Genomic DNA, 26,450 nt, shown 5'->3' on the forward strand with positions numbered 1-26,450 from the left:
AGCACCGCGCAATGACGACGGCACCGACTGCAGGAACCGTCGGGGTCGAGGCCGCCGCGGCGCTGATGACGCCCCTGACGGAGCTCGTCGTCGAGGCGGCCTACGCGATCCTCGCCGTCAACCGGCGCGCCATGGCCGTTACCGACAAATCCGACGGCTCGCCGGTCACCGAGGCCGATCTTGCCGCCGACCGGGTCATTGCCGAGGGGCTGGCGCGGCTGGCGCCCGCGATTCCCGCGCTGTCGGAGGAGCGGGTCGGGGCGAGCGCAGGACCGTTCGAGGGCAGCTTCTTCCTGATCGATCCGCTCGACGGCACCAAGGAGTTCGTCGCCGGGCGCGGCGAGTTCACGGTCAATCTGGCGCTGGTTACCGACGGCAGCCCGCTGCTCGGCATCGTCTGCGCGCCGGCGATCGGCCAGATCTGGCGCGGCCTGGTCGGCCGTGGCGCCGAGCGGCTGTCGTTCACGGAGGCGGGTCTGGCGGCCGCCGAGCCGATCCGCACCCGGCCGATGCCGCCGCAAGGCGCGGCATGGGTCGCCGCGGTCAGCCGGTCGCATGGCGATGCCCGCACCGAAGCCTTCATTGCGGCGCGTCCGGGCGCGGTGCGCCTGCCGCTCGGCTCGGCCGTGAAGTTCGGCCGGCTCGCCGAAGGTCTGGCCGACATCTATCCCCGGCTCGGCCCGACCTCGGAATGGGACGTGGCGGCAGGCCACGCCGTGGTCTCAGCCGCCGGCGGCACCGTCACCAGCGAGACCGGCGCGCCGTTGCGCTATGGCGAGCGCCCCGACGGCTTCATCGTGCCGTCCTTCATCGCCTGGGGCGACCCGGCTGCGGTGAAGGTTTGAGACAGCCCTGCCGCGCTATTGCGGCAGGTCGCCCTCGAGCGCCGGCCAACGGGCCTCCGCACCCGGCAGATAGCGGCTCGGGTCGGCCGCGAAAGCGTCGCGGCTCTCTTCGCGGTTGAACAGGAACAGCCGTTCCTCGACCACGACGAAGAAGCGCGGGTTGCCGGCCACCGTCACGCCGCGAGCCACATCGGTCGGGTCGTAGCCGCCGAATTGCGGGCCATAGACCTCCGGATGGGCCAGGAACGAGGCGCGATTGCCCTCGTTGCGAAACCGCCAGACCACTCCACCCTGGGACGCCTCGAAATCCGGCAGCCCCGGCATGGCCCTGCCATCCACGAAATAGGAAACAGGGTCGAAGCCGTCGATCGCCAGCCCGCTGAAGCGGTCGGAGATGATGCGCTGCGTCGTGGCCGCCGGCGCGCCGACCGGCGGCAGCGCAGCGAGCGCGATAGCGGCAATTACAAGGCGAAACAGCGACTTTGACCCGGTCTGGGGCGGTTGTTGCCGTTGTGCGGTCATAGTTGGTGCCGATAACATGGGAGTCGCAGGGGCATCGCCCCTCGCCCGACAATCGCCCGATGTGATTGGCGTCAGGTTAAGGCGAGGCTCGGGCAGCCGATAGCAGGGGATTTCCATCGATGAGTTTCGCATCCCGCCTTGCCGCCACGACGTTCGCGGCCGTGCTGGCCATGACCGCGTCGGTCGCCGCGCAGCAGGCGCCCCCGCCTGCCGCGCCGCCGTATCAGCAGCCCGCCCCCCCGCCGCGCCCTGCGCCGAGCCCGGACAGCTTCAACCCGGACGAGCTCGTCAATGCCGGCCACCGCTTCTTCGGCAACGTCTCGCGCGGCCTCGCCTCGGTGATCGAGCGCGCCGTCAGCCAATGGGGCCTGCCGAATGGCTACATCCTGGGTGAGGAAGGCGCCGGTGCCTTCGTCGCCGGTCTCCGTTACGGCGAAGGCACGCTCTACACCAAGAACGCCGGCGACCTCCGCGTCTATTGGCAGGGCCCCTCGCTCGGCTTCGACTGGGGCGGCGACGGCGCCCGCACCATGACGCTGGTCTACAACCTGCCGGCCACCAGCGCGATCTACCAGCGCTTCGTCGGCATCGACGGCTCGGCCTATATCGTCGGCGGCTTCGGCATGACGGCGCTCACCGCCAACAACATCGTGCTGGTCCCGATCAGGTCCGGCATCGGCCTGCGGCTCGGCGCCAATGTCGGCTACCTCAAGTTCACGCCGAGCGCGACCTGGAACCCGTTCTGAGGCCGCCGCCGATACCGCCAATTGATGCCGCGAGGACACGTTCTCCCGTGACGGATCAAGGTTAACACGGCATTGGGCTGGCGTTGAATCAGCCCGCCGTGCATTGTGATTCCGTTAATCATTTCTGACCGGGAGTTGTGCGTCATGGTCGAGCCGATCATGTATTTTGCGATCGGTTTTCTGATCGCCATGCTCTGTGCGCTGATGATCGTGCCGCTGGTGCACAATCGTGCGGTGCGGCTGACGACGCGCCGGCTCGAGGCGGCGACGCCGCTGTCGATGGCCGAGATCCAGGCCGACAAGGACCAGCTGCGCGCGGAGTTCGCGATGTCGGCGCGGCGGCTGGAGATGAGCGTCGACGCGCTCAAGAACAAGGCCACCGGCCAGCTCGCCGACCTCGGCAAGAAGACCGACGCCATCAACCGCATGAAGATCGAGCTCGGCGAGAAGAACGCCGCGATCTTTGCGCTGGAGGCGCGCGAGAAGGCGCTGAAGGATCAGCTGCGCGCCACCGAGGAAGAATTCGCCGCCAAGACGGAGGCGCTGCGCGCCGCCGAGCAGGCGCTGAAGGAGAAGCAGGCCGAGCAGGTGCGCCTGACTGCCGAGCTCAACGACAAGGCTTTGCTGGCCGACAGCCGGCAGGTCGAGCTGGTGTCCGTTAGGACCCAGGTCGAGGAGCTGCGCAGCCGCGTGGCCGACGCCGAGAAGGAATTCTCCGCGACCCAGACGCGGCTCGCGCTGGAGCGCGACGAATCCGACACCGCGACCAAGGCGCTCAACGACGCCCGCGCTCGGGTCGAGAATCTCAGCCAGCGCGTCACCGAGCTCGACCGCCAGCTGATCGTCCAGGTCAAGGAAGCCGAGATGCTGGCGAGCCGCGTCGCCGACCTCGAGGGCCGGCTGTCGACCCAGGGCAAGCTGCTTGCCGAACGTGATTTCGAGAACAACCAGTTGCGCGAGGCCAACGTGGCCGCCGACCGCGCCTTGAAGGAGCTGCGCGAGGAGCTGGCCGGCATGGGCAGCGGCAAGTCGGCCGCGTTCGAGCGGCTCAAATCCGAGAAGGCCGCCCTCGAACAGCAGCTGCAGGCCGCCCGCGACGAGCGCACCAAGCTGCAGCGCGAGATGAACGCCATCCAGCAGCAGGCCGAGAGCACCTGGGCCCAGGAGCGGATGGAGAACGCGCTGTTGCGCGAACGTATCAACGACATCGCCGCCGAGGTCGCCAAGCTCGCGATGCAGATCGAGGGCCCGAACTCGACGATCGAGGCCATGCTGGCCGCCGAGCCGGCCCCCGCCAAGCCTGCCAACGCCAATGGCGTCGCCGCGGCGCCGGCTGCTGCGGCCGGCGGTGCGCCCCAGGGCGGTACCCTGGCCGACCGCATCCGCGCGCTGCAGTCTCATGCCTCGCGAGCACGGCAGCTCGGGGCCTGAGGCCGCCGGATCGGAGCCGAGTGCGGCGGATATCTGCCCCTCGCTTCAGTATGGAGGCTGGCCCGCGAGAGGGCCGGTTTCGGCCCCGATCGAGGACGGGCCACCGCACCCCGGCAGTTTTCCTCGCCATCTCCGCCGCAAATCCTTGACACCCCCTGCCCGCGCTTCGTAAATCGCGGGCTCCGACGGACTGCTTCGGCGGCTCGCTGGCTCACAGCCACGACCGCCACCGGCAACCGGGCGCATAGCTCAGCGGGAGAGCGTTCCCTTCACACGGGAGAGGTCCAAGGTTCGATCCCTTGTGCGCCCACCATTTGCCGTCGCCATCCTTTTCCTTTCATGCGATCGCTTGTGCTGGTCTGGCCCGTCGTCATGCCTCCGGCGACGCGATGGTCACGCAGGATTGAGCGGGATCAACGACTGCGTCGGCGCCTGGCTTATGTTAGCTGTCTTGCTCTGCGACCGGAAAGGTAACTCCATCTCGATGCGGCTCGTCCGTACCATCCTGGCGTTCGCGATTGCCCTGTCCGTGGCGATGCTGCCGATCGGCGCATCGGCGGCTGTGATGGCGTCGTCGGACGAGATGCAGACGAGCATGCAGATGGACGACGGGGCCGGCATGTCGATGGACGAATGCTGCCCCGACGACATGAAGGGCACCGGCTCCCCGTCGCACAACACCAAATGCAGCATGGGTTTCTGCTGCGCGGGAGGGACGGTTGCGCTCGGCGATGTCAGGGCCGTTGCCTTCGCGCCCCTCGCCGTGAGCGCGACCAGGATCGCCATTCCCGCCGATCAGGTCGCTTCTCTTCACAGCGGCAGTCCTCCGTTCCGACCTCCTCGAGTCTGATCTCGCACGAGCCGACGCGCACAATGTCTGCGCGCCGATGACTGACGTGCGCGCCGCGGGCGCCACGGCCGAGATCCATTCATGAGGACAGGACCATGCTTTCCAGAATCAGCACCGCGGCCCTCGCCGCCACCCTTTCGCTCGCCGCACCGGCCGCCATCGCCGGCGCCGCCGACTACAGCTTCGAGCCCGTCACGGCCGAGATGAAGAAGGGCGACGACGTCACGGTCGCCGTTCGTCTCACCCATAAGCAGACCGGCAAGGCCGTAACTGACGCGGTCATTTTCAAGACACGCGTCGACATGGCGCCGGATGGGATGGCCGACATGGTGTCGGAGGTGGCGCCGCTGCCGTCCAAGGAGCCCGGCGTCTACGCCTTCAAGACCGACCTGCCGATGGCCGGGCGCTACCAGGTCACACTCTCCGCGAAGGTGCAGGGCGAGCCGGAGACGGTCACCGGCAAGGTCGTCGTCAAGGCGACGAAGTGAGCCTGCGGGGCGCTCCCCGACGAGCGCCCCGCCCTTCCCAACGGATCGCGCGCGTCGCGCGCCTCACGGTGATGTCATGAACACATTGCGTCTGCTCGCGGCCGTTACGCTCGGCGCCGGCCTTGGTTTGGGTGGTCTCTGGTCGATCCAGACATCGCCGCCGTCGCTCCGCCCCCATCTTGCCGCCACGGCGGCGGAGCGGATGCCGCTGTATTATCGCGATCCCAGCGGCGCCCCTGCCTGGTCGGCAGGCCCCAGGAAGGACGAGCGCGGGCGGGACTACCTGCCGGTCTACGACGACGATCAAGCCGCGCCCGCCCCCGCCAAGCCGAAGCAGCAGGCGGACTCCTCGCGCCGGATTCTCTACTACCGCAATCCCATGGGCCTACCTGACACGTCGCCTTCTCCGAAGAAGGACCCGATGGGAATGGACTACGTTCCCGTCTACGAGGGCGACGATGCCGAGGATGGCGTGGTGAAGCTGTCGCCCGGCAAGATCCAGCGGACGGGCGTGAGATCCACGCCGGTCGAGCGGCGCACGCTCCGCATCGCCGTCAAGGCACCGGGAACGATCCAGCTCGACGAGCGCCGAGTCTCCGTGATCGCGATGCGGGCCGAAAGCTTCGTGCAGAAGGTCGCCGACGTGACCACGGGCACGCGCGTGAAGGCGGGCCAGCCGCTGATGGAGATCTACAGCTCGGCGATGGCCGCGGCCGCAGCCGAGTATCTCTCCACCATCAATTCCAACATCGTCGGCGGCAACGCAGCCTACGGCCGCGGCGCGCGCCAGCGCTTGACCAATCTGGACGTCCCGGAGCCGGTGATCATGGCGATGGAGAGGTCGCGCGTCGCACCGATCACGGTTCAATGGTCGGCGCCGCGCGATGGCGTCGTGCTGGAGCGCAATGCGACCGAAGGCATGCGCGCCAATCCGGGCGACGTGCTGTTCCGGATCGCCGACATCTCGACGGTCTGGGCCTTGGTCGATGTCGCCGAACGCGACCTCGGCAGCATCGCCGTCGGACAGCCCGTGACGATCCATGCGCGCAGCTTCGCGGGCCGAACCTTCGCCGGCACGATCGCAGTCGTCTATCCCCAGGTGAACAAGGACACGCGGACGGCGCGCCTACGGATCGAGCTCGCCAATCCGGACCTCGCGCTGCTCCCCGACATGTATGTCGATGCCGAGATCGACACCGCGGACCCGGCGCCGCTCTTGGCCGTGCCCGCTGATGCCGTGCTCGACACCGGCAGGCGCCAGGCGGTCCTCATCGACAAGGGCGGCGGCCGCTACGAGCCGCGCGCCGTGACGCTCGGCCGGCGCGGCGCCGGCTATGTCGAGGTGCGCGATGGCCTGTCGGATGGCGAGGCGGTCGTCACCTCGGCCAACTTCCTGATCGACGCCGAAAGCAACCTGAAGGCCGCGCTGAAGAGCTTCGCGGACTCCGACGAAGCGCAATCCGCCGGCAGCGACCACGCCGGCATGGGAGACCACAAATGATCGCCCGCATCATTGCCTGGTCGGCGCGCAACCTGCTGCTGGTCCTGTTCGGGACCGGCTTCGCCGCAGCAGCCGGGCTCTACGCACTCATTCACCTGCCGCTCGACGCAATTCCCGATCTGTCGGACACCCAGGTGATCGTCTACACCGAGTATCCCGGTCAGGCGCCTGAGGTCATCGAAGACCAGGTCACCTATCCCCTGACGACCGCGATGCTCACGGTGCCGAAGTCGAAGGTCGTGCGCGGCTTCTCGTTCTTCGGCGTGTCGTTCGTCTACGTCATCTTCGAAGACGGCACCGACATCTACTGGGCGCGCTCGCGCGTGATGGAGTTCCTGAACAGCGCGGCCTCGCGGCTTCCGGCGGGGATCACGCCGACGATCGGCCCGGACGCGACCGGCGTCGGCTGGGTCTACCAATACGCCGTCATGTCGAAGGAGCTGAATCTCGCCGACACCCGCACGATCCAGGACTGGAACCTGAAGTTCGCGCTCGCCAAGGCCGAGGGTGTCGCCGAGGTCGCGAGCATCGGCGGCTTCGTCAAGCAGTACAACGTCGTGCTCGACCCGCAGCGCATGCGCGACCGCGGCATCAGCCTGCAGAAGATCCGCGATGCGATCCGCGCCAGCAATGCCGATGTCGGCGGCCGGACGGTCGAGCTGTCCGAGTTCGAATACGTCATCCGCGGCAAGGGCTATCTGAAGAGCATCAACGATCTCGGCAACATCGTGCTCAAGAGCTCAGGCGGCACGCCCGTGCTGCTGCGCGACGTCGCCAATGTCGAGCTTGGCCCCGACGAACGGCGCGGCATCGCCGAGCTCAATGGCGAGGGCGAGGTCGCCAGCGGCATCGTACTACAGCGCTTCGGCGTCAACGCGCTCGACGTGATCGAGAACGTCAAGAAGCGCCTGCATGAGATCGCGAGCAGCCTGCCCAAATCGGTCGAGATCGTTCCGGTCTACGACCGCTCGAACCTGATCTATGCCGCCATCGACACGCTGAAGCACACGCTGCTCGAGGAGAGCATCGTCGTCGCCTTCGTCTGCATCGTGTTCCTGCTGCACGTCCGCAGCGCCCTGGTCGCCATCCTGATGTTGCCGGTCGGCGTGCTGATGGCGTTCGGCGCGATGAAGCTGCTCGGACTCGGCTCGAACATCATGAGCCTGGGGGGCATCGCGATTGCGATCGGCGCCATGGTGGATGCCGCGATCGTCATGATCGAGAACGCCCACAAGCATCTGGAGCGTGCCGAGCCCGACGCATCACGCGTCCAGATCCTGATCGACGCGGCCGCGGAGGTCGGTCCCGCCCTGTTCTTCAGCCTGCTGATCATCACCGTGTCGTTCATGCCGATCTTCACGTTGGAATCGCAGGAAGGCCGGCTGTTCAGCCCGCTCGCCTTCACCAAGACGTTCTCGATGGCGGCAGCGGCGCTACTCTCGGTGACGCTGGTGCCGGCGCTGATGGTGATCTTCGTGCGCGGCAGGATCGTTCCCGAGCATCGTAATCCGATCAACCGCTTGCTGATCTGGATCTACCGGCCGGTCATCAAGGGTGTGCTGCGGGCCAAGACGCTCGTGATCCTCGCCGCGGCCGCCGTGCTCGCCATCACCGTCTGGCCGGCACGCCAGCTCGGCACCGAATTCATGCCGAGCCTGAACGAGGGCACGCTGCTCTACATGCCGACCACCCTGCCCGGCATCTCCGTCACCAAGGCCGCCGAGCTGATGCAGATGCAGGATCGGATCATCAAGTCGTTCCCCGAGGTCGCCTCTGTCTACGGCAAGGCCGGGCGGGCGGCGACCGCCACCGACCCCGCGCCGACCGAGATGTTCGAGACGGTCGTCAACCTCAAGCCCAGGGAGCAGTGGCGTCCCGGCGTCACGATCGACAGCCTCGTTGCCGAGATGGACAAGGCGCTGCAATTCCCCGGCGTCTCCAACGCCTGGACCATGCCGATCAAGGCGCGCATCGACATGCTCTCGACCGGCATCCGCACGCCGATCGGCGTCAAGGTAATAGGCACGGACCTGACCGAGATCGATCGTCTGGCCAAGCAGATCGAGCGGGTGATCAAGACCGTCCCCGGAACCTCCTCGGCCTATGCCGAGCGCGGCATCGGCGGCTATTACCTTGAGATCACGCCCGACCGCGAGGCCCTCGCCCGCTACGGACTCCTGGTCCAGGACGTCCAGGATACGATCGCGGCCGCCCTCGGCGGCCAGACGATCACCACGACCGTGGAGGGCCGCCAGCGCTTCAGCGTGAACATGCGCTATCCGCGCGATCTCCGCGACAATCCGAAGGCCATCGCCAGCGATGTCCTGGTGCCGATGCCCTCAGGCGGCGCCGTGCCGCTCGGCGAGGTCGCGAAGGTCGAGCCGGCACGTGGCCCCACCTCGATCCGCACCGAGAACGGCCAGCTCGCGACCTACATCTATGTCGACATCCGCGACCGCGACATCGGCAGCTACGTCGCGGACGCGCAGCGCGCCGTCACCGAGAGCATCCAGTTTCCGGCCGGCACCTATGTACTCTGGAGCGGGCAGTATGAGTATCTGCAACGCGCGACTGCCCGGCTCAAGATCGTCATTCCGGTGACGCTCACCATCATCTTCCTGCTGCTGTATCTGAACTTCAGGGCCATGACCGAAACCCTGATCGTGATGCTGTCGCTGCCGTTCGCGCTGGTGGGCGGCATCTGGATGATGTGGTGGCTCGGCTTCAATCTGTCGGTCGCCGTCGCCGTCGGCTTCATTGCGCTTGCCGGCGTCGCCGCAGAGACCGGCGTCGTGATGCTGATCTATCTCGATCACGCGCTGGCCGCGGTGAAGGCGAGGCGCAGCGTCGAAGGCTGTCCGGTGAATCGGCAGGATCTCCAGGACGCGATCATGGAAGGCGCGGTCGAGCGCGTGCGCCCGAAGATGATGACCGTTGTCGCGATCATGGCGGGCCTGCTGCCGATCATGTGGAGTACGGGCACAGGGTCAGAGATCATGCAGCGCATCGCCGTGCCGATGATCGGCGGCATGATTTCGTCGACCCTGCTCACCCTGATCGTGATTCCGGCCATCTTCGGTCTGGTCAAGGGACGCAGCCTGTCGACCAGAACCGGGACGGCGGCAAGCGCTTCGAGCGGGTCGCAGGACGTGCAAAGGGCAGCTTGATCCACCGACAGCGAGAGGAGAGACGATGAGAAATTTCGCGACAGGAGCTCCGGTGGTCGCGGCGGCGCGGCTAAGGCGCCCGATCACGGTCAGCGACTAGCCGTACCGGCGCTGACAACGAACGATCGTCACCCCTGAGCCCGCCGACCGTTGATGTGGATCAACCTGAATGGCCCACGTCTGGCCATTGTTGATCGCCCCCTGAAGGAGGACTTGGTCATGCAAAAATTGCCCCTGGCTTTTCTGTTGGCGTTTTCTGCTTTGGCGCATCCCGCCTTTGCTCAATCCTCTAGTGACCATTCGGCCCATCATCCTGATCAGAAGGAAGCGCCAGCAACTGATGCCGGCAAATCGACCAGCGGGGCGAGTTCGTCACAGACCATGATGGGCGGCGGCATGATGAAGATGATGGACGGCATGCCGATGTCCAACATGATGCCGATGATGTCCGGCATGACGCGGCCGTCCGACGATTGTATGGGCGGCATGGAGGTGCTCGATCATGTGGAGGGACGGATCGCGTTCCTGCGGGCGGAGCTCAAGATCACGGACGCCCAGATGCCGGCATGGAACAGTTTCGCCGACGCGTTTCGCGCGCGTGCGAAGACGCTCGGCGATCTGCGGACTGCGATGATGTCGCAGGCCGGCTCGGAGACGGTGCTCGACCAGCTGACCGCACAGGAAAAATCGCTATCGGCTCGCCTCGACGCCACGCGAGCGATCAAGACCGCCCTGAGCGACCTCGTCGCAACCTTTTCCGACGAGCAGCGAAAGGTGGCCGACGAACTGCTCGCGCCCAATCTCGGCATGCCGCCGATGGGGATGCGGGGCGGCAGAATGAGCTCCATGCGGATGCAGCGGGGCCATTAGGAGAGGACCTGCTCCATGAAGCCGGTCGACTCCGCCTCCGCCTGGCAGTCGTCAATCCGAACGGGGGATCCGCGGCGCTCGTCGGTTTCGTGCAATGACCGGTACGAAGGGGCTGCCGGGGGCCGATCGGCAAGCGGATACGCCGCGAGCGTCGCATTCGACGTCTGCGGTCGACATGGGAAGTTGACCTATATAGGGTACCCCCCTATATTATCCCGATGTCGCACACCATCAAACACAAGTCCAAGCTCCTCGCACGGGTCCGGCGCATCAAGGGCCAGATCGATGCGGTGGAGCGCGCGCTCGAAGCGGAGTTGGGCTGCGCCGACGTGCTCATGCTCGTCGCGTCGGTCAGGGGCGCAATCGGAGGCCTGACCACCGAGCTGCTGGAAGATCACATCCGGCACCATGTCGTGGACCCCGCGCACGAAAGCGATCCCGACAAGGCCAAGGGCGCCGCCGACCTGATCGAAGTGGTCCGGACCTATCTGAAGTGAGACTGGCATTGACCGATCTGTCTCAACTGCTCCAGCAAGGCAGCGCGCATGCGTGGCTGTTCGTGCCCAGCGCGATTGCCCTGGGTGCGCTGCATGGCCTGGAGCCCGGTCATTCCAAGACCATGATGGCCGCCTTCATCGTCGCAATCCGCGGCACCGTCCTGCAGGCCGTGCTGCTCGGCCTCTCGGCGACCATCTCCCACACCGCGATCGTATGGGTGATCGCACTCGCCGGTCTTCACTTCGGTCAGGAGCTTTCGGGCGAGCGCAGCGAAGCCCTTCTGCAACTGATCTCGGCCGTCGTCATCATCGGCATCGCGGCCTGGATGGTCTGGCGCACCTGGCGGGACCAGAGTGGACACCATGACCATGACCATGACCATCATCACCATCACGACGCGCTGCGATCGGTCGCGCTTGCCGGCCACGCGCTGTCGGTGGAGATCTTCGAAGATGGCGTGCCGCCGCGTTGGCGGATCCGGAACGAGACCGGCGCACTCCCACCCGCCGATACGCTCCACGTCACGACCGTTCGTGGAGACGGCCACGAGCAGCAGTTCAGTTTCCGGGCCAGCGGCGACGCCTTGGAGAGCATCGAGGAGATCCCCGAGCCGCACGCGTTCAAGGCACGCATCACGCTTGCTGGCGCCTCCGTCGAGATCCTGTTCGAGGAGCACACCCACGATCACATGGACCTCGGCGACGAGGACGATGCCCATGCGCGCGCCCACGCCGACGACATTCGACGGCGCTTCGCCGGCCGTACGGTCACGACCGCACAGATCGTCCTCTTCGGACTGAGCGGCGGTCTGATCCCTTGCCCCGCCGCCATCACGGTCCTGCTGTTGTGCCTTCAACTGAAGCAGTTCAGCCTGGGCTTCATCCTGGTGCTCTGCTTCGGCATCGGCCTGGCCATCACCATGGTGTCCGTCGGCGTCCTGGCCGCACTCAGCCTTCGACATGTCGAGCACCACTGGTCCGGCTTCAGCCGCCTCGCGCACCAGGCGCCCTATCTCTCGGCTGCTCTGATCGTACTGGTCGGGACCTATACGGGTTGGCTGGGACTGCACCAACTGATGACTTGAGGCGAAAGCGCGACCTAAGCCGATGCGGCGCCACAGAGGATTCATGGGCGAATTCGTCCGTGAATGGCGGCCGGACTAGCCTCTCATCGGCAGATCGAACCGCCGCCGATCGATCGCCTCGCGCTCCGACAGTCCCGCCGCCCGCGCAGAGATCCGGCTCTGACAGCGGCCCTCCTGGCTCTCCGTAGCGGCGTCGATGAGATCATCGATGTCGCGCGCAGCTTCCAGGCAGCGCCCGAGCTTGGCGGGAATGCCGAGGTCCTGGTCGTGGGCTCGAGCGACCTCCGCCAGGATCTCGGCACCGCGCTGAGGCCGATTGGCATGACATTCATTCCCATGACGCCGCGAGCCCACCGCATCGCGATGAGAGCCCGAAGCTCGCAGCCGCAGTTGGAGGCTGCTGCGTCGATGCACTGGGCCAAATTGGCCTCGCTCACCCGCGCATGGGCTCCCTGCGTCCGGCACAATCGTCACAGAATGCCCTCGCCGCTGCCCGTGCCGCCGGTGCAAGTCGGCTTTTGCGGGGCGGAACTCTCACGTTTTCCTGATTCCTGCGTCAGAACGCCGCTGGTCGAATTCGCCTATGGTCCGGCGCGTTTCCAACCCACGGAGGTTTTCCGCATGCGTAAACTGATCATCGCTACCGCCGCCCTCGCGTTCGTCTCGTCGGCCGCTCTTGCCCAGTCCACCGAGAAGCCGATGACGACCACCGGCCAGTCGGCGAAGAGCGGCGACGCCATGGGCGGGGGCGACGACATGAAGATGAGCAAGACGAAGAAGAAGTCGGCGAAGAAGTCGTCCGGCGACGCCATGTCGAAGTAAGGCGTGGGAGCGCCTGTCCGCAGGCTCCACATGCGCGACGAGATCGGGCCGCTCCTCTCAGGGGCGGCCCTTGTTCATTCGCGTCGACCGGCGATCGCGCACCTCTTCTGCGAGATGTCTCAGCCGGCGGCGAGTCCCATCTGCTGCAATCGCCCCGCGAACCAGGCCGACAAGACCGGATCGATCCGGGCGCCGACATAGACCTCCGGCGTGATCACGCTGCGGCGGTCGAGAATCACCAGCACGCCGATCCAATAGGCGAACCACAGATGCGGATCGGTCAGCGCCATCAGCTTGTGGCGGTCATGCGCCAGCGGCTGGTGGTTGCCGGCCTTGCGGACCTCGATCGCCAGCAGATTGTCGGGCACGGCACGCTTGTGCACGACGATGTCCGGGTAGACCGATTTTCCCAGCTCGTCGTCGGTCGAGACGATGGTGCCACGCGGCAGCAGCATGGCGCGGTCGCCGAGCCGGTTGTAATCGCAATCGACGTCCCACCCCAGGAAGTTGCGTTCGAGATGCACCGCCAGCCGATGCGTCAAGGCGCGCTCGCCGAGATCACGGTCGAGGATGAAGCGCTCGCGCGCATAGAACTCCTGCAGCGCAGAGATCAGCCGGTTCAATTCACTGTGCATGCCGCTCAGATACAGGAGAGAAGGACACCTCACCATCAACACGCGATCGGCGTGAGTCGCCAACCCCATAAATGAGGCGATGCGCCTTCCCTCGGCCGGCGGCCGTTTTGCGGCCGCCAGCGTTGCGGATTTACATCTGCACTTCGATCAGGCGCGGACCATATTCGGCGTTCGCCTCGGCCAGCGCGGCATTGAACTCGTCGGCCGAGGTAACGGCGCGGCCGGGGACGCCCATGCCCTTGGCCATGGCGACGAAGTCGAGCGTCGGGCGGTCGATCTTGAGCATGTCCTGGGCGCGCTGGCCGGGCTCGCCGGCGCCGACGCCGTCGAACTCGCCGCGCAGGATCTGGTAGATCCTGTTGGCGAACACCACCGTGACGACGTTGAGGTTCTCGCGCGCCTGGGTCCACAGCGACTGGATCGTGTACATCGCGCTGCCGTCGCCCACGAGGCACATGACCTTGCGGTCCGGGCAGGCCACCGCGGCGCCGGTCGCGACCGGGGTCGAGAAGCCGATCGAGCCGCCCATGTTCTGCAGCCAGTCATGCGGCTTGGCGGCCGCCGTCGGCGGGAAGAAGCCGCGGCCCGTGGTGATGGATTCGTCGACGACGATCGCGTTCTCGGGGATCGCATAGGCGATCGCCTGGGCGATGGTGGTGTGGTTGAGCGCCCCTAGCGGCTTGATCAGCTCGGCGAGCGGCTGCGGCTTCACGTCGGCCGGCTTGGCGCCGAGATGGCCGGCCAGCGCCTCGAGCGCCGCAGCCGAGTTCTCGCCCCAGGCGGTCATGCGGTGTACCTCGGTGCCCTCGGCCTTGAGCATGCTCGGCTTGTTCGGATAGGCGAAGAAGGCGACGGGGTCGTTGGCCTCGACCAGCACGATGTGCTTGTAGTTCTTCAGGATCGGCAGCGCCTGCTCGATCACGTAAGGAATGCGGTCGATCGAGAAGCGGCCGGCGCCGCGCGCCATGCGCGGGTGATAGGTCTGGCCCATCACGCGGCAGCCGGTCTTGCCGGCAATCTGCTGGGCGAAGGTCAGCGCCTGCTCGGTCAGCGCGCCCGCCGTCATCAGCACCAGGGTCTCGGGGCCGTGGGCATGCAGGATCTTGGCCGCCTTCTCCACCGCGTCAGCCGAATAGCTCGGGCGCTGCGCCTCTCCCGGAACCTGGGCAATGCCGTCGGCCTCGTTCCAGGCGGTGTCGGCGGGCAGGATCAGGGTGGCGATCTGCGGCGGCGCGCTCTTGGCGGCGGCGATCGCGGCGGCGCCGTCGGCGGCCACGGCCTTGGCGCTCGGCGAGGTCCGCACCCAGTCCGACATCGGCCGCGCCAGGCCCTCGATGTCCGAGGTCAGCGGCGCGTTGAAGCCGATGTGGTAGGTGGCGTGCTGGCCGACGATGTTGACGATGCCCGAGCGGGCCTTCTTGGCGTTGTGCAAATTGGCAAGGCCGTTGGCGAGGCCGGGGCCGAGATGGAGAAGCGTCGAGGCCGGCGTGCCCTTCATGCGGAAATAGCCGTCGGCGGCGCCGGTCACCACGCCTTCGAACAGGCCGAGCACGCAGCGCATGCCCTCGACACGGTCGAGCGCGGCGACGAAGTGCATCTCGGAGGTGCCCGGATTGGTAAAGCAGACGTCAACGCCGCCCGCGACCAGGGTCCGCACCAGGCTTTCCGCACCGTTCATCCTATTCTCCTGCTGATTCCGCGCGCCATTTGCAATGCTGGGCAGATCAATCATTGTTCGCCCGCGGCGTCAAAGGGGCTGGCCGCATTGCTGCCATCGCCGCGGTGCTCATGCGCGGGCTTGGCTAACAGGATGTTGGTCCAGGACGCGCGCGATTTTCCGTGGGATTTGGGTCACGGACCGTCGCCACATACCGGCCTCACGCCGCCGTGGGTTGCGAAGTGCAACCGTTTATGGCCTGTCTGCGAACGGAATTTGATGTTTGCCAGGGGATGGAAATGAAGCGCTGTTTGGCTTTGGGAATTGCTGTGGTCGCCTCGGTGGCAAGCGCCGGGATGGCGCGGGCGGAAATGTTCGACACCAGGGACCTCTTCGGCGGCGGGCCGAACTTCTACCAGAGCGGCGTGAGCCCGATTCCGCGCCAGACCGTGATGTTCCAGAGCCAGTATGCGCCGGGCACCATCATCGTGAACACCAGCGAGCGCCGGCTCTATCTGGTCCTGCCCGGCGGCCAGGCGTTGCGCTACGGCATCGGCGTCGGCCGTGACGGGTTCCGCTGGAGCGGCGTGCACCGCATCACCGCGAAGAAGGAATGGCCGGCCTGGACCCCGCCGTCGCAGATGCTGCGGCGCCGGCCCGACCTGCCGCGCCACATGGCCGGCGGCATCGAGAACCCGCTCGGCGCCCGCGCGATGTATCTCGGCTCCACGCTGTACCGCATCCACGGCTCGAACGAGCCCGAGACGATCGGCCAGGCGGTATCGTCGGGCTGCTTCCGCATGACCAATGACGACGTCGCCGACCTCTACGACCGCGTCTCGGTCGGCACCACCGTGATCGTCAAGAACTGAGAGCCGCACGCGACCACGACGATGAGGCAATGTCACAGCGCGCATCCTCGCCGGCAGCACCGGTGCTCCGGGCGTCCCCTGCGGAGCGCGGTGGCTGCCGCGCTGGCTGCGCTCGTGACCGTGGTGGTCCCGCTGCCGGCGTCGGCCGCCGAAATTCCGGCGATCGCCGCCCGCCAGCGCATCGAGAAGAAGAGCTTCACCGACGCCGAGATCACCGACGGCTTCTTCAAGACCGCCTTCGGCGCCGAGTATCACCTGGCGGGCCGGGTTGACCGCATCCGGAAATACAGCGCGCCGGTGCGGGTGTTTGCCGACGGCCGCCGCGCCGACCGCAAGGCGCAGCTCGCCAAGGTCGTCAAAGATATCGCCGCCCGCATCCGCAACCTCGACATTGCGATGACCGAGACCGACGGCGATGCCAATGTCCGCGTCAAGCTGGTGCGCGACCGCGACCTCTACCACACCATCAGCCAGGCCTATGGCAGCGAGCGCGCGCGCGAGATCAAGACCTCGCTGGATCCGCAATGCCTGTCCGGCTTCCGCAAGAACGAGGCGTTCGAGATCGAGCGCTCCGACGTCATCCTGACCGTCGACAACGGCGATTTCGTCTTCCTCGATTGCGCCTATGAGGAGCTGCTGCAGTCGCTCGGGCCGATCAACGACACTTCGAGCGTGCCCTGGACGATGTTCAACGACAACGTCTCGATGGGCTATTTCGACGTCTACGACCAGTACATCCTCAACCTGCTGTACGACCCGCGCGTCAAGGCCGGCATGACGCTCGCCGACGTCAAGGCGGTGCTGCCGGACGTGCTGGCCGATGTGCGGGCCTGGGTGAGGAAGACCAACAATCTGGCGGAGTGAGCGGTCGGTTGATCCGAACGCGCTTGTGATCGCCTCATTGAGAGCCCGGACGCCGCCTCAGCCTCCGCTGTCGTCCCTGCGAACGCAGGGACCCATACGCCGCGGCCTCTGCAAGTGGCAAGCTGAGCGACGCCCGCTTCCAACAACAAGGTTCGGTGGTTATGGGTCCCTGCGTTCGCAGGGACGACACCGAATGTATGGCAACGCTGTCGGCACAAATCGACGCCAAGCGCAGCCGTCGCCCAACGCCAAACGCGTCCCAATGCCTAGCGACAAATCCCCTTCAGCGCCCGCCACTCCTCCGCACTGAGCAGCGGCGGGCCGCTCGGCGGCCGGTCCTCGGCGCGCATGCGGGCGAGACGGTCCTCGCTGAGCGGATGGCTGGCCCACAGCGACGGGCGCTTGCCGTCCTCCTTGCCGGTGATGCGGAACAGCAATTCGCCCATCGGGCGCGTCGGCCGTCCGAGCTTGTGCATCACCTCGATCGCGAAGCCGTCCGCGGCCGCCTCCGCCTCGCGCGAATAGGACGCGTTGATCATGGCCCGCGAGGCGAAGATCGCCGCGCCCGCGCCGGTGACGTCGCCGAACAGCAGGCCGATCAGGAACGAGCTGCCGCCATTGTGGATCATCTGCCGCAGGTTGTCGCGATGCTTGAGGTGGCCGAGCTCGTGCGCCAGCACGCCGGCGACCTCGTCGGGGTCATTGGCCTTGTCGAGCAGCCCCCTGAACAGGAAGAATCGCCCGCCCGGCAGCGCGAAGGCGTTGGGGATCGGCGTGTCCAGCACCTGCGACGCGATGCTGTCGTCGAGGCCGGCGGGGCGGCGCAGCGCCGTGACTAGCTTGGCGAACGCGGCCTGCCCCGCCGCCTCGCTGCAGAGCTTGTCGCCGAACACGGTCTGGATCTGCACCACGGCGGCCTCGCCGAGATGCCGCTCCATGGTCGGCGGCACCAGGGGCGTCAGCCGGTCGGAGGCGAACGGAATCACCACCAGCACGACGGCGACGATCGAGGCGGCGGCGGCCAGCGACCAGCCGACGATGCGCGTGATGGCGCCGCGGGTCATCCTATTCTGGTCGATGTGGCTGCAGCGCGCGATCAGCTCAGCCGACAGCGCTGCGTCGCGGATCTCCAGCCGCGCCAGCGGCGACGCCGACAGGCAGCTCACGCGCAGCGTGCCGCTCGGCCCATCGACGCGGCGGATGTCGGCATAGGGCCAGGAGACGAAATTGTCGGCGCTGCGCATCACGAGCTGATTGGCAAAGCCGATCGTGACCACCTGCCGCCGGTTGGACAGGCCGTCGAAATAGACCGCAGGGCCGCCGAGCGGAGCGGCAGGCTCGACCGGCGTGGCGGCGGCCGGCGCAGCAGCGCCCGCCGGCCCGGAATCAGAATCCGGCGACGTCGAGTCCATCGGCAAATCCTTCGCCGAGCGCGCTGGCCAGATCGCCCTTGGCGGCGACATTGGCCATGGCCTCGATGCCATGCACTTGAACCGACTGCAGCACGGTCGCCCACATGTCGCGCACCAGATAGAGCCGCATCACGACGTTGAGCGCCAGGATCCAGGCGACGTAGCCCAATCCGACCAGCACCAGCATCGGTATGTTGTCAGACAGCGCCTGCACCTGAGGCAGGCCGTCGCTTCCCGGCCCCAGCAGTTTGATCATCAGCGCGGCGACGCCACTGAAATAGGCGCCGGAGGCGACCGACAGCAGAAACCACCAGCCGATCACCTTCCAATACAGACCATAGAACGCGTTGCCGGGCAGGTCCGATTCCAGACGCACGCCGCCGAAGCGGATGCCCGACAGCCACCAGCGCCACTCGATCGCTTTGAACTGCGCATAGACGAACGGAAACAACGGAAACAGCAGCAGCGCAAACGGCGCGATGACCCACAGATACCAGGCGCGCTTGAAGAACTCCCAGCCGCGTCCCTCGAAGTCGCCGCTGAGATCGCCATAGTGCGAATGCCGCATCTTGTAGCGCTCGAGCGCGGCGGCGCGCCACGGCCAGGCCAGCCCCAGCGTGACCACCGTCAACAAGGTCCACAGCATGGCGCGCCCGGCATAGGCCCAGCCCGAGCCGGTCATCCAGAATCGGATGCCGCGCCAGACCGTGCGCGTCAGGCGGTAGCGGCGCGCGCGGAAGATCGCGAACTGGCCGAAGGCGTAGAAGGCGATCACCAGCGGCACGCTGGCGAAGGCCTTGAAGCGCTCGGCCTCGACGCCGACGAGGAAGTAGGCAAGGTAGATCGGGACCAGGATCGCCATCGCGAACAGGAAGCCAATCAGGAGCTCCTTGCCGCGGCCGGTATATTCGGCGGCATCACCGTCGACGGCCGTGTTGACCCAGAGATGACGGCGGATGTCGGTCGCGAGCCAGAACCGGTAGAAGCCCAGCGTGATCAGTTCGATGGCCGCCCCGCGGCTGACCAGCCGGAAGAACTCGCCACGCGCACCTGAGAAGGTGGCGGTGAGAGGCGGAAGCGGCGGCGGCTGCTCCGGAACGTAGCTCATCTGGTTCACGGCTCAAGCCTCCGACACCCGCAAAAGATCTACAATATACCTCGATGGTTCGTCGCCGGGACGACTTCGAGGTTCGACGTATTTTCTACGCAAGTCGGCCGGAAAAAAACACCGGCCTCGACGAGGATGACTAAAATATCTGCATCCGGCCGGTTGGCGAACGCATGTCCCGCATACGCCAACCGCTTGGTCTGCGCCTCAAGACGTCTTCTCGAACAATTCCCGCCCGATCAGCATGCGGCGGATCTCGCTGGTGCCGGCGCCGATCTCGTAGAGCTTGGCGTCGCGCAGCAGCCGCCCGGTCGCATAGTCGTTGATATAGCCGTTGCCGCCGAGCAGCTGGATCGCATCGAGCGCACATTGCGTCGCCTTTTCGGCGGCGAACAAAATCGCGCCGGCGGCGTCCTCACGCGTCGTCTCGCCCCGATCGCAGGCCTTGGCCACGGCATAGACATAGGCGCGCGCGGCATTCATCGTCGTGTACATGTCGGCAACCTTGCCCTGCACGAGCTGGAAGGTGCCGATCGGCTGGCCGAACTGCTTGCGCTCGTGCACGTAGGGTAGCACCGCGTCCATGCAGGCCTGCATGATGCCGAGCGGACCTGCCGCGAGCACCGCGCGCTCGTAATCGAGGCCACTCATCAGCACGTTGACGCCGCGGCCGACCTGCCCCAGCACGTTCTCCTCCGGTACCTCGCAATCCTCGAACACGAGCTCGCAGGTGTCGGAGCCGCGCATGCCGAGCTTGTCGAGCTTCTGCGCGGTCGAGAAGCCCTTCATGCCCTTCTCGATGATGAACGCGGTGATGCCGCGCGGGCCTCCTTGCGGATCGGTCTTGGCATAGACCACCAGCGTCTCGGCGATCGGACCATTGGTGATCCACATCTTGTTGCCGTTGAGGACGAAGCGGTCTCCCTTCTTGTCGGCGCGGGTCTTCATCGACACCACGTCGGAGCCGGCCTGCGGCTCGGACATCGCCAGCGAGCCGACATGCTCGCCCGAGATCAGCTTCGGCAGATATTTGCGCTTCTGCGCCTCGTTGCCGTTGCGGCGGATCTGGTTGACGCAGAGGTTGGAGTGGGCGCCGTAGGACAGGCCCACCGAGGCCGAGGCGCGCGAGATCTCTTCCATGGCGATGCAGTGCTCGAGATAGCCGAGGCCGGCACCGCCATACTCTTCCTCCACCGTGATGCCGTGCAGGCCGAGCTCGCCGATCCTGGGCCAGAGATCGCGCGGAAACTGGTTGGAGCGGTCGATCTCGGCAGCGCGCGGCGCGATCTGCTCTTGCGAAAAGCTCGCCACCGTCTCGCGAATCGCGTCTGCGGTCTCGCCGAGATCGAAATTGAACATGCGCTGCGCGTTGGCGATCATGGGGGCGGCCTCCTGCTAGTCTTCTGCTTTGCAACAATCGCTCAAAGCCATATTCCGTGACGTGGCGCTTGTCACGCCCGACGTCCGGACAAATACCAGCGTTGCGACGCAAGACCGGCCCGGCGGCCCCACTCCGCGCTTGCCCCGCGCTCCCGGGCAGGATGTAATCGCACCCAACATCGCCGGACAGCTCAAATCCGGCCATCAGGGAGACGTCCATGCACGGGACCACCACGACGGCCGAGGCACAGCGACACGCCGCAGCAGGCGAGCGCGTCGACGACGCGGCCGCCCGCCGCGCCGCATCGTTGCCGCTCGCCGAATTCGACCCCGGTCATCCGGAGTTGTTCCGTACCGACACGCACTGGCCCTATTTCGACCGGCTGCGCCGCGAGGATCCGGTGCACTACTGCAAGGAGTCGATGTTCGGCCCCTACTGGTCGATCACCCGCTACGACGACATCATGGAGATCGAGACCAATCACGCGGTGTTCTCCTCGGCGTCCGCGCTCGGCGGCATCACCATTCGCGACGTCGATCCTGACCTGCGCCGCGAGAGCTTCATCGCGATGGATCCGCCGCGCCATGCCGCGCAGCGCAAGACCGTGGCACCGATGTTCACGCCGACACATCTCGACGAGCTCGCGATCAACATCCGCAAGCGCTCCGCCGAATGCCTGGACAATCTGCCTGTCGGCGAGGTGTTCGACTGGGTCGATCGCGTCTCGATCGAGCTGACCACGCAGATGCTGGCGGTGCTGTTCGACTTCCCCTGGGAAGACCGCCGCAAGCTGACGCGCTGGTCGGATATCGCGACCACGATCCCCGGCCCCGATGGGCTTGTCGCGACCGAGGACGAACGGCAGGCCGAACTGATGGACTGTGCGCGCTATTTCGCCCGGCTCTGGCAGGAGCGCGTCAACCAGCCGCCGAAGAGCGACCTGCTGTCGATGATGGCCCACAGCGAGGCGACCCGGAACATGGACCCGAAGAACTTCCTCGGCAATCTCGTGCTCCTGATCGTCGGCGGCAACGACACCACGCGCAATACCATGTCCGGCAGCATCTATGCGCTCAGTCAGAACCCTGATCAGTACCGCAAGCTCAAGGACAACCCCGCGCTGATCGACAGCTTCGTCCCCGAGGTCATCCGCTGGCAGACCCCGCTCGCCCACATGCGCCGCACCGCGCTGGAAGACATCGAGTTCCGCGGCAAGCAGATCAAGAAAGGCGACAAGGTCGTGATGTGGTACGTCTCGGGCAACCGCGACGAGGCCGCCATCGAGCGTCCCTACGACTTCATCATCGACCGTGTCAGGCCGCGCCAGCATCTGTCATTTGGCTTCGGCATCCACCGCTGCGTCGGCTTGCGATTGGCCGAACTGCAACTCAAGATCATCTGGGAGGAGATCCTGAAACGATTCGATCATATCGACGTGATGGACGAGCCGAAGCGGGTCTATTCGAGCTTCGTGAAGGGATACGAGACGTTGCCGGTACGGATTGCAGTGTGAACTGATTGCGATGCAGATCAACTTTGCCGTCATGCCCCGCGCAGGCGGGGCATCCCGTATTCCGGAGAACGATATTGCAATATGATTGACGTCTCGACGTACTGGATCGTCCGCCTTTGCGGAGGATGACGTGAGTACGATCGGTACGGCAGCAAGAAACAGCAGCAAGAAAAGGACCACCCCATGACCGTCCAGGCCGCGCTTCGCTCCGATAAGGCCGATCTGCTGCGCGACGCGCGCCTCGAGGCCTACTCGACGCCGATCGAGGACTTCCATCCCGGCGCGCCCCGGCTGTTCCAGAACGACACGATCTGGCCGTGGTTCGAGCGGCTGCGTAAGGAGGCGCCCGTGCACTACTGCACCAAGGCGCCGATCGAGCCCTATTGGTCGGTGACGCGCTATCACGACATCATGCATGTCGATACCAACCACGCGGTCTTCTCGTCGGACGTCAGCAATGGCGGAATCATGATCCGCGACGTGCCGCCGGGCTATGAGTGGCCGAGCTTCATCGCGATGGACGAGCCCCGCCATGGCGAGCAGCGCAAGACCGTGCAGCCGATGTTCACGCCGGACCATCTGGACGAGATGGCGGTGCTGATCCGGCAGCGCTCGGCCAAGGTGCTGGATTCGCTGCCGCGCAACGAGACCTTCAACTGGGTCGAGAAGGTCTCGATCGAGCTGACGACGCAGATGCTGGCGACCCTGTTCGACTTCCCGTTCGAGGAGCGCCGCAAGCTGACGCGCTGGTCGGATGTCTCGACCGCACTGCCCAAGAGCGGCATCGTTTCGTCGGAGGAGGAGCGCCGCCGCGAGCTCGGCGAATGCGCCGAGACCTTCGGCCGGATGTGGAAGGCGCGTCAGGCCGAGCCCGGCCGCGACCTGATCTCGATGATGGCGCACAGCGAGGCGACGCGGCACATGACGCCGGACAATCTGATGGGCAACCTGATCCTGCTCATCGTCGGCGGCAACGACACCACCCGCAATACGATGACGGCATCGGTGCTGGCGCTGAACGAGAACCCGGCCGAGTATCAGAAGCTGCGCGACAATCCGGCGCTGATCGAGACCATGGTGCCCGAGGTGATCCGCTGGCAGACGCCGCTCGCCCACATGCGCCGCACCGCGCTGGTCGATACCGAGCTCGGCGGGAAGACGATCAAGAAGGGGGACCGCGTCGTGATGTGGTACGTCTCGGGCAACCGCGACGGGGAGGTGATCGAGAACCCCGACGCCTTCATCATCGACCGCAAGCGGCCGCGCATTCATCTCTCATTCGGCTTCGGCATCCACCGCTGCGTCGGCATGCGACTCGCCGAGTTGCAGCTGCGCATCGTCTGGCAAGAGATCCTCAAGCGCTTCGACCGCATCGAGGTCGTGGGCGAGCCGAAGCGGGTCTATTCCAGCTTCGTCCGAGGCTATGAATCGCTGCCGGTGCGGATCCCGGGGTGAGTTCCTGTTACTCCCGCCACTCCACATGACGATCGCGTGGTCGGCCGCATGGGGCCTCATGGTTCGAGACGCGCCGCGAGCGGCGCTCCTCACCATGAGGGTGTGGAGCCGCGCAGCGGCGTCTCGAACCATGAGGCCTCCCCAGCCGAACCACGAGGCCCTAGGCTGCCTATGAGAATCCAGCATGGCGGGTTGAACGAGATTCAATGGGCTTCGACGGTTGTTTCTGGCTAAATCATCCGCAGCACCATCGGTGCTCATGAACCTCAGGACGCCATGGCCGCTTCCGACACGCCCACCACCGACTGGCCGCTCGCCATCTACGAGGCGCTGAAGGCGGCCGACGTCCGTCAGCTCTGCTACGTCCCCGACGCCGGCCATTCCCGCCTGATCGGCCTCGCCCATGACGATCCCGCGATCGCCACCACGGTCCTGACCACCGAAGAGGAAGGTGTCGCGCTCTCCGCCGGCGCCTGGCTCGGCGGGCAGCGCGCAGTGCTGCTGATGCAGTCGAGCGGCGTCGGCAATTGCGTCAACATGCTGTCGTTGCTTCAGAGCTGCCGCTTCCCGTTCCTCGCCTTCGTGACGATGCGCGGCGAGTGGGCCGAGTTCAATCCGTGGCAGGTGCCGATGGGCAAGGCGACGCAGGCGGCCTTCGAGATCATGGGCGTCACGGTGTTCCGGCTGGAACGTCCCGAAGACGCCGGCGAGATGGCGGCCGCTGCAGCGAGGCTCGCGTTCGACAGCGATCAGCCGATCGCGGTGCTGATCTCCCAGCGCATGATCGGCGCCAAGAAGTGGACGGAGGCGAAGTGATGGGAGCACCGCTCGACCGCCGCACCGCCGTCAAGGCGCTGCTGCAGGACCGTGGCGACCTGCTGGTCGTCAGCGGCCTCGGCTCATCGTCCTACGACGTGTTCGCCGCGGGTGATCACGACGCCAACTTCTATCTGTGGGGCGCGATGGGCGGCGCGGCCATGATCGGCCTGGGTCTCGCCCTGGCACAGCCATCGCGCCCGGTCGTCGTCATCACCGGCGACGGCGAACAACTGATGGGGCTCGGCAGCCTCGCGACTGCAGCCGCGAAGAAGCCCAAGAATCTCTCGATCGTCGTGCTCGACAACGCCCATTTCGGCGAGACCGGCATGCAGATGAGCCATTCCGGGCTCGGCGCAAATCTCGAGCTGATCGCGACCGGAGCCGGCTTTCCCTCCGTCAGCACGCTCGAGGACAGCGCCGCGCTCGACGCCTTCCGGCCGAAGCTGCACGCGTTCTCCGGGCCGCACTTCGCCCGCGTCGCGATCTCGACCGATCACGTTGACCGCGCGCTGCCCGCACGCGACGGTGTCTTCCTCAAAAACCGTTTCCGCGGTCATCTCGGATTTCCCGTCAGCTAGAACGTCGCCGCAGGCGGCCTGCTCTGTCGCTCCGGCAAGGCTGCTCGGCTGCAACGCTGGCATTCCAAGCTTGCCAAGCGTGACCCGCTTGGTCATAGGCTATCAGGAAACAAGTCCAGGGAGAGAGCCCAGGCCGCGTCACGGCGGCCGGCGGAGCAACAGATGACAGACCAGCATCAGCACGACGATTACGCCGATATCCGCGACGCGGTGGCCAAGCTGTGCGCGCAGTTCCCTGGTGAATATTGGCGCAAGCTCGATCGCGAGATGGCCTATCCCTCGGCCTTCGTCGATGCGCTGACCGAGGCGGGCTATCTCTCCGTGCTGATTCCCGAGGAATATGGCGGCGCAGGATTGAAGCTGTCGGCGGCTGCGGCGATCCTCGAGGAGATCCAGCGTGCCGGCTGCAATGGCGGCGGCTGTCACGCCCAGATGTACACGATGGGCACGGTGCTGCGCCACGGCTCCGCCGAGCAGAAGGCGAAGTGGCTGCCGAAGGTCGCCAGCGGCGAGTTGCGGCTGCAGGCTTTCGGCGTCACCGAACCCACTTCGGGCACCGACACGACGTCGCTGAAGACGGTCGCGAAGCGCGACGGCGACAGCTATGTCGTCAACGGCCAGAAGATCTGGACCAGCCGCGCGGAGCATTCCGACCTGATGATCCTGCTCGCGCGCACCACGCCGAAAGAACAGGCGCAGAAGCGCACCGATGGTCTCTCCGTCTTCATCGTCGACATGCGCGAGGCCAAGAAGGCCGGGCTCACCATCCGCCCGATCCGGACGATGATGAACCACGCCACGACGGAAGTGTTCTTCACCGACATGCGCGTGCCCGCGGAGAACCTGATCGGCGAGGAAGGCAAGGGCTTCCGCTACATCCTTTCCGGCATGAATGCCGAGCGCATCCTGATCGCGGCCGAATGCGTCGGCGACGCCAAATGGTTCATCGCGAAAGCCACCACCTATGCCAAGGAGCGCGTCGTGTTCGGCCGGCCGATCGGCCAGAATCAAGGCGTCCAGTTCCCGATCGCCAAGGCCTATGCGTCGATGCGCGCGGCCGAGCTGATGGTCAAGGAGGCCACGCGCAAATACGAGGCCGGGCTCGACTGCGGCGCCGAGGCCAATATGGCCAAGATGCTCGCGGCCGATGCGTCGTTCGAGGCGGCCAATGCCTGCATCCAGACCCATGGCGGCTTCGGCTTCGCCGAGGAATACGACGTGGAGCGCAAATTCCGCGAGACGCGGCTGTATCAGGTGGCGCCGATCTCGACCAACCTCATTCTCTCCTACGTCGCCGAGCACGTGCTCGGCATGCCGCGCTCGTATTGAGGT

General features: G+C 66.2%; 24 protein-coding genes and 1 tRNA gene. 19 read left to right on the top strand and 6 right to left on the bottom strand.

Features of this window, described 5'->3' with window-relative positions:
- Positions 1-11 precede the first annotated feature (11 nt).
- On the top strand, positions 12-845 hold the full coding sequence (gene cysQ, locus QX041_RS14295) for a 3'(2'),5'-bisphosphate nucleotidase CysQ (protein ID WP_316165724.1): 834 nt from the start codon (positions 12-14) through the stop codon (positions 843-845).
- 15 nt (positions 846-860) lie between these two features.
- Here cysQ and QX041_RS14300 read toward each other — a convergent pair whose 3' ends face one another.
- Complete coding sequence (locus QX041_RS14300; RefSeq protein WP_315752674.1) at positions 861-1,367, bottom strand: YHS domain-containing (seleno)protein; 507 nt, start codon at positions 1,365-1,367, stop codon at positions 861-863.
- Between the two features lie 119 nt (positions 1,368-1,486).
- On the opposite strand from QX041_RS14300, the gene QX041_RS14305 reads away from it, so the two are divergent.
- From QX041_RS14305 to QX041_RS14355, 11 genes are all read left to right on the top strand, one after another.
- Positions 1,487-2,113 carry a DUF1134 domain-containing protein gene (locus QX041_RS14305; RefSeq protein ID WP_315714007.1) on the top strand — a complete coding sequence of 209 codons (627 nt, stop codon included), beginning with the start codon at positions 1,487-1,489 and terminating at the stop codon, positions 2,111-2,113.
- Positions 2,114-2,257: 144 nt separating this feature from the next.
- Positions 2,258-3,544, top strand: coding sequence for a hypothetical protein (locus QX041_RS14310; protein WP_315714006.1), 1,287 nt, complete (start codon positions 2,258-2,260; stop codon positions 3,542-3,544).
- A gap of 238 nt (positions 3,545-3,782) precedes the next feature.
- Positions 3,783-3,857, top strand: a tRNA-Val gene (locus QX041_RS14315).
- 171 nt (positions 3,858-4,028) lie between these two features.
- Entirely contained in the window at positions 4,029-4,394 is a 366-nt protein-coding gene (locus QX041_RS14320; RefSeq protein ID WP_315752732.1) for a hypothetical protein, read from the top strand.
- A gap of 95 nt (positions 4,395-4,489) precedes the next feature.
- Positions 4,490-4,882, top strand: a complete 393-nt coding sequence (locus QX041_RS14325; protein WP_315714005.1) for a FixH family protein — start codon at positions 4,490-4,492, stop codon at positions 4,880-4,882.
- A 76-nt stretch (positions 4,883-4,958) separates the two neighbouring features.
- Positions 4,959-6,383, top strand: a complete 1,425-nt coding sequence (locus QX041_RS14330) for an efflux RND transporter periplasmic adaptor subunit (protein ID WP_315714004.1) — start codon at positions 4,959-4,961, stop codon at positions 6,381-6,383.
- Positions 6,380-9,550 carry an efflux RND transporter permease subunit gene (locus QX041_RS14335; protein ID WP_315752672.1) on the top strand — a complete coding sequence of 1,057 codons (3,171 nt, stop codon included), beginning with the start codon at positions 6,380-6,382 and terminating at the stop codon, positions 9,548-9,550. Before QX041_RS14330 ends, QX041_RS14335 begins: the two co-directional genes overlap by 4 nt.
- A gap of 153 nt (positions 9,551-9,703) precedes the next feature.
- Positions 9,704-10,420, top strand: coding sequence for a Spy/CpxP family protein refolding chaperone (locus QX041_RS14340; RefSeq protein ID WP_316165725.1), 717 nt, complete (start codon positions 9,704-9,706; stop codon positions 10,418-10,420).
- A 218-nt stretch (positions 10,421-10,638) separates the two neighbouring features.
- Entirely contained in the window at positions 10,639-10,917 is a 279-nt protein-coding gene (locus QX041_RS14345) for a metal/formaldehyde-sensitive transcriptional repressor (RefSeq protein ID WP_315714001.1), read from the top strand.
- 8 nt (positions 10,918-10,925) lie between these two features.
- Positions 10,926-12,002 carry a nickel/cobalt efflux transporter gene (locus QX041_RS14350; RefSeq protein WP_316165726.1) on the top strand — a complete coding sequence of 359 codons (1,077 nt, stop codon included), beginning with the start codon at positions 10,926-10,928 and terminating at the stop codon, positions 12,000-12,002.
- A 267-nt stretch (positions 12,003-12,269) separates the two neighbouring features.
- Positions 12,270-12,824 (top strand): hypothetical protein, encoded by a 555-nt coding sequence (locus QX041_RS14355; protein WP_315713999.1) that lies wholly within the window; start codon positions 12,270-12,272, stop codon positions 12,822-12,824.
- A 119-nt stretch (positions 12,825-12,943) separates the two neighbouring features.
- On the opposite strand, the gene QX041_RS14360 is transcribed toward QX041_RS14355, so the two are convergent.
- Entirely contained in the window at positions 12,944-13,459 is a 516-nt protein-coding gene (locus QX041_RS14360; protein WP_315713998.1) for a hypothetical protein, read from the bottom strand.
- A 130-nt stretch (positions 13,460-13,589) separates the two neighbouring features.
- A complete protein-coding gene (locus QX041_RS14365; protein WP_315752667.1) occupies positions 13,590-15,137 on the bottom strand; it encodes an acetolactate synthase large subunit in 1,548 nt (515 codons plus the stop codon).
- A gap of 278 nt (positions 15,138-15,415) precedes the next feature.
- Between QX041_RS14365 and QX041_RS14370 the strand changes: the two genes are divergently transcribed.
- Both QX041_RS14370 and QX041_RS14375 read left to right on the top strand, forming a co-directional pair.
- Positions 15,416-15,988, top strand: a complete 573-nt coding sequence (locus QX041_RS14370; RefSeq protein WP_315826071.1) for a L,D-transpeptidase — start codon at positions 15,416-15,418, stop codon at positions 15,986-15,988.
- Between the two features lie 21 nt (positions 15,989-16,009).
- The gene (locus tag QX041_RS14375; protein ID WP_409998669.1) at positions 16,010-16,852 is read left to right on the top strand and encodes a DUF2927 domain-containing protein; all 843 of its coding nucleotides are present in this window, start codon (positions 16,010-16,012) and stop codon (positions 16,850-16,852) included.
- A 266-nt stretch (positions 16,853-17,118) separates the two neighbouring features.
- Here the strand turns inward: QX041_RS14375 and QX041_RS14380 are convergent, their stop codons facing one another.
- The 3 genes from QX041_RS14380 to QX041_RS14390 all read right to left on the bottom strand — a co-directional run bounded on the left by QX041_RS14380 (position 17,119) and on the right by QX041_RS14390 (position 20,752).
- On the bottom strand, positions 17,119-18,264 hold the full coding sequence (locus QX041_RS14380; protein ID WP_316165727.1) for a M48 family metallopeptidase: 1,146 nt from the start codon (positions 18,262-18,264) through the stop codon (positions 17,119-17,121).
- Positions 18,239-19,372 carry a DUF898 family protein gene (locus QX041_RS14385; RefSeq protein ID WP_315714374.1) on the bottom strand — a complete coding sequence of 378 codons (1,134 nt, stop codon included), beginning with the start codon at positions 19,370-19,372 and terminating at the stop codon, positions 18,239-18,241. Before QX041_RS14385 ends, QX041_RS14380 begins: the two co-directional genes overlap by 26 nt.
- Before the next feature lie 207 nt (positions 19,373-19,579).
- Positions 19,580-20,752: an isovaleryl-CoA dehydrogenase gene (locus tag QX041_RS14390; RefSeq protein WP_315713993.1), complete on the bottom strand. Its 1,173-nt coding sequence runs from the start codon at positions 20,750-20,752 to the stop codon at positions 19,580-19,582.
- A 218-nt stretch (positions 20,753-20,970) separates the two neighbouring features.
- Between QX041_RS14390 and QX041_RS14395 the strand changes: the two genes are divergently transcribed.
- The 5 genes from QX041_RS14395 to QX041_RS14415 all read left to right on the top strand — a co-directional run bounded on the left by QX041_RS14395 (position 20,971) and on the right by QX041_RS14415 (position 26,447).
- Positions 20,971-22,266: a cytochrome P450 gene (locus tag QX041_RS14395; RefSeq protein WP_315752664.1), complete on the top strand. Its 1,296-nt coding sequence runs from the start codon at positions 20,971-20,973 to the stop codon at positions 22,264-22,266.
- Between the two features lie 183 nt (positions 22,267-22,449).
- Positions 22,450-23,721 (top strand): cytochrome P450, encoded by a 1,272-nt coding sequence (locus tag QX041_RS14400; protein WP_315713991.1) that lies wholly within the window; start codon positions 22,450-22,452, stop codon positions 23,719-23,721.
- 276 nt (positions 23,722-23,997) lie between these two features.
- Entirely contained in the window at positions 23,998-24,537 is a 540-nt protein-coding gene (locus QX041_RS14405) for a thiamine pyrophosphate-binding protein (RefSeq protein WP_315752662.1), read from the top strand.
- Positions 24,537-25,118, top strand: a complete 582-nt coding sequence (locus QX041_RS14410) for a thiamine pyrophosphate-dependent enzyme (protein ID WP_315826067.1) — start codon at positions 24,537-24,539, stop codon at positions 25,116-25,118. Before QX041_RS14405 ends, QX041_RS14410 begins: the two co-directional genes overlap by 1 nt.
- A gap of 162 nt (positions 25,119-25,280) precedes the next feature.
- A complete protein-coding gene (locus QX041_RS14415) occupies positions 25,281-26,447 on the top strand; it encodes an acyl-CoA dehydrogenase family protein (protein ID WP_316165728.1) in 1,167 nt (388 codons plus the stop codon).
- Positions 26,448-26,450 lie beyond the last annotated feature (3 nt).

The sequence above is a fragment of the Bradyrhizobium sp. SZCCHNRI2009 genome, assembly GCF_032485115.1.
Lineage (GTDB): Bacteria > Pseudomonadota > Alphaproteobacteria > Rhizobiales > Xanthobacteraceae > Bradyrhizobium.

Excerpts from the sequence above, each read along its gene's own strand:
- cysQ (WP_316165724.1), top strand. The coding sequence starts at position 12 with ATGACGACGGCACCGACTGCAGGAACCGTCGGGGTCGAGGCCGCCGCG.
- QX041_RS14300 (WP_315752674.1), bottom strand. The coding sequence starts at position 1,367 with ATGACCGCACAACGGCAACAACCGCCCCAGACCGGGTCAAAGTCGCTG.
- QX041_RS14305 (WP_315714007.1), top strand. The coding sequence starts at position 1,487 with ATGAGTTTCGCATCCCGCCTTGCCGCCACGACGTTCGCGGCCGTGCTG.
- QX041_RS14310 (WP_315714006.1), top strand. The coding sequence starts at position 2,258 with ATGGTCGAGCCGATCATGTATTTTGCGATCGGTTTTCTGATCGCCATG.
- QX041_RS14320 (WP_315752732.1), top strand. The coding sequence starts at position 4,029 with ATGCGGCTCGTCCGTACCATCCTGGCGTTCGCGATTGCCCTGTCCGTG.
- QX041_RS14325 (WP_315714005.1), top strand. The coding sequence starts at position 4,490 with ATGCTTTCCAGAATCAGCACCGCGGCCCTCGCCGCCACCCTTTCGCTC.
- QX041_RS14330 (WP_315714004.1), top strand. The coding sequence starts at position 4,959 with ATGAACACATTGCGTCTGCTCGCGGCCGTTACGCTCGGCGCCGGCCTT.
- QX041_RS14335 (WP_315752672.1), top strand. The coding sequence starts at position 6,380 with ATGATCGCCCGCATCATTGCCTGGTCGGCGCGCAACCTGCTGCTGGTC.
- QX041_RS14340 (WP_316165725.1), top strand. The coding sequence starts at position 9,704 with ATGTGGATCAACCTGAATGGCCCACGTCTGGCCATTGTTGATCGCCCC.
- QX041_RS14345 (WP_315714001.1), top strand. The coding sequence starts at position 10,639 with ATGTCGCACACCATCAAACACAAGTCCAAGCTCCTCGCACGGGTCCGG.
- QX041_RS14360 (WP_315713998.1), bottom strand. The coding sequence starts at position 13,459 with ATGCACAGTGAATTGAACCGGCTGATCTCTGCGCTGCAGGAGTTCTAT.
- QX041_RS14365 (WP_315752667.1), bottom strand. The coding sequence starts at position 15,137 with ATGAACGGTGCGGAAAGCCTGGTGCGGACCCTGGTCGCGGGCGGCGTT.
- QX041_RS14370 (WP_315826071.1), top strand. The coding sequence starts at position 15,416 with ATGAAGCGCTGTTTGGCTTTGGGAATTGCTGTGGTCGCCTCGGTGGCA.
- QX041_RS14375 (WP_409998669.1), top strand. The coding sequence starts at position 16,010 with ATGAGGCAATGTCACAGCGCGCATCCTCGCCGGCAGCACCGGTGCTCC.
- QX041_RS14380 (WP_316165727.1), bottom strand. The coding sequence starts at position 18,264 with ATGGACTCGACGTCGCCGGATTCTGATTCCGGGCCGGCGGGCGCTGCT.
- QX041_RS14385 (WP_315714374.1), bottom strand. The coding sequence starts at position 19,372 with ATGAGCTACGTTCCGGAGCAGCCGCCGCCGCTTCCGCCTCTCACCGCC.
- QX041_RS14390 (WP_315713993.1), bottom strand. The coding sequence starts at position 20,752 with ATGATCGCCAACGCGCAGCGCATGTTCAATTTCGATCTCGGCGAGACC.
- QX041_RS14395 (WP_315752664.1), top strand. The coding sequence starts at position 20,971 with ATGCACGGGACCACCACGACGGCCGAGGCACAGCGACACGCCGCAGCA.
- QX041_RS14400 (WP_315713991.1), top strand. The coding sequence starts at position 22,450 with ATGACCGTCCAGGCCGCGCTTCGCTCCGATAAGGCCGATCTGCTGCGC.
- QX041_RS14405 (WP_315752662.1), top strand. The coding sequence starts at position 23,998 with ATGGCCGCTTCCGACACGCCCACCACCGACTGGCCGCTCGCCATCTAC.
- QX041_RS14410 (WP_315826067.1), top strand. The coding sequence starts at position 24,537 with ATGGGAGCACCGCTCGACCGCCGCACCGCCGTCAAGGCGCTGCTGCAG.
- QX041_RS14415 (WP_316165728.1), top strand. The coding sequence starts at position 25,281 with ATGACAGACCAGCATCAGCACGACGATTACGCCGATATCCGCGACGCG.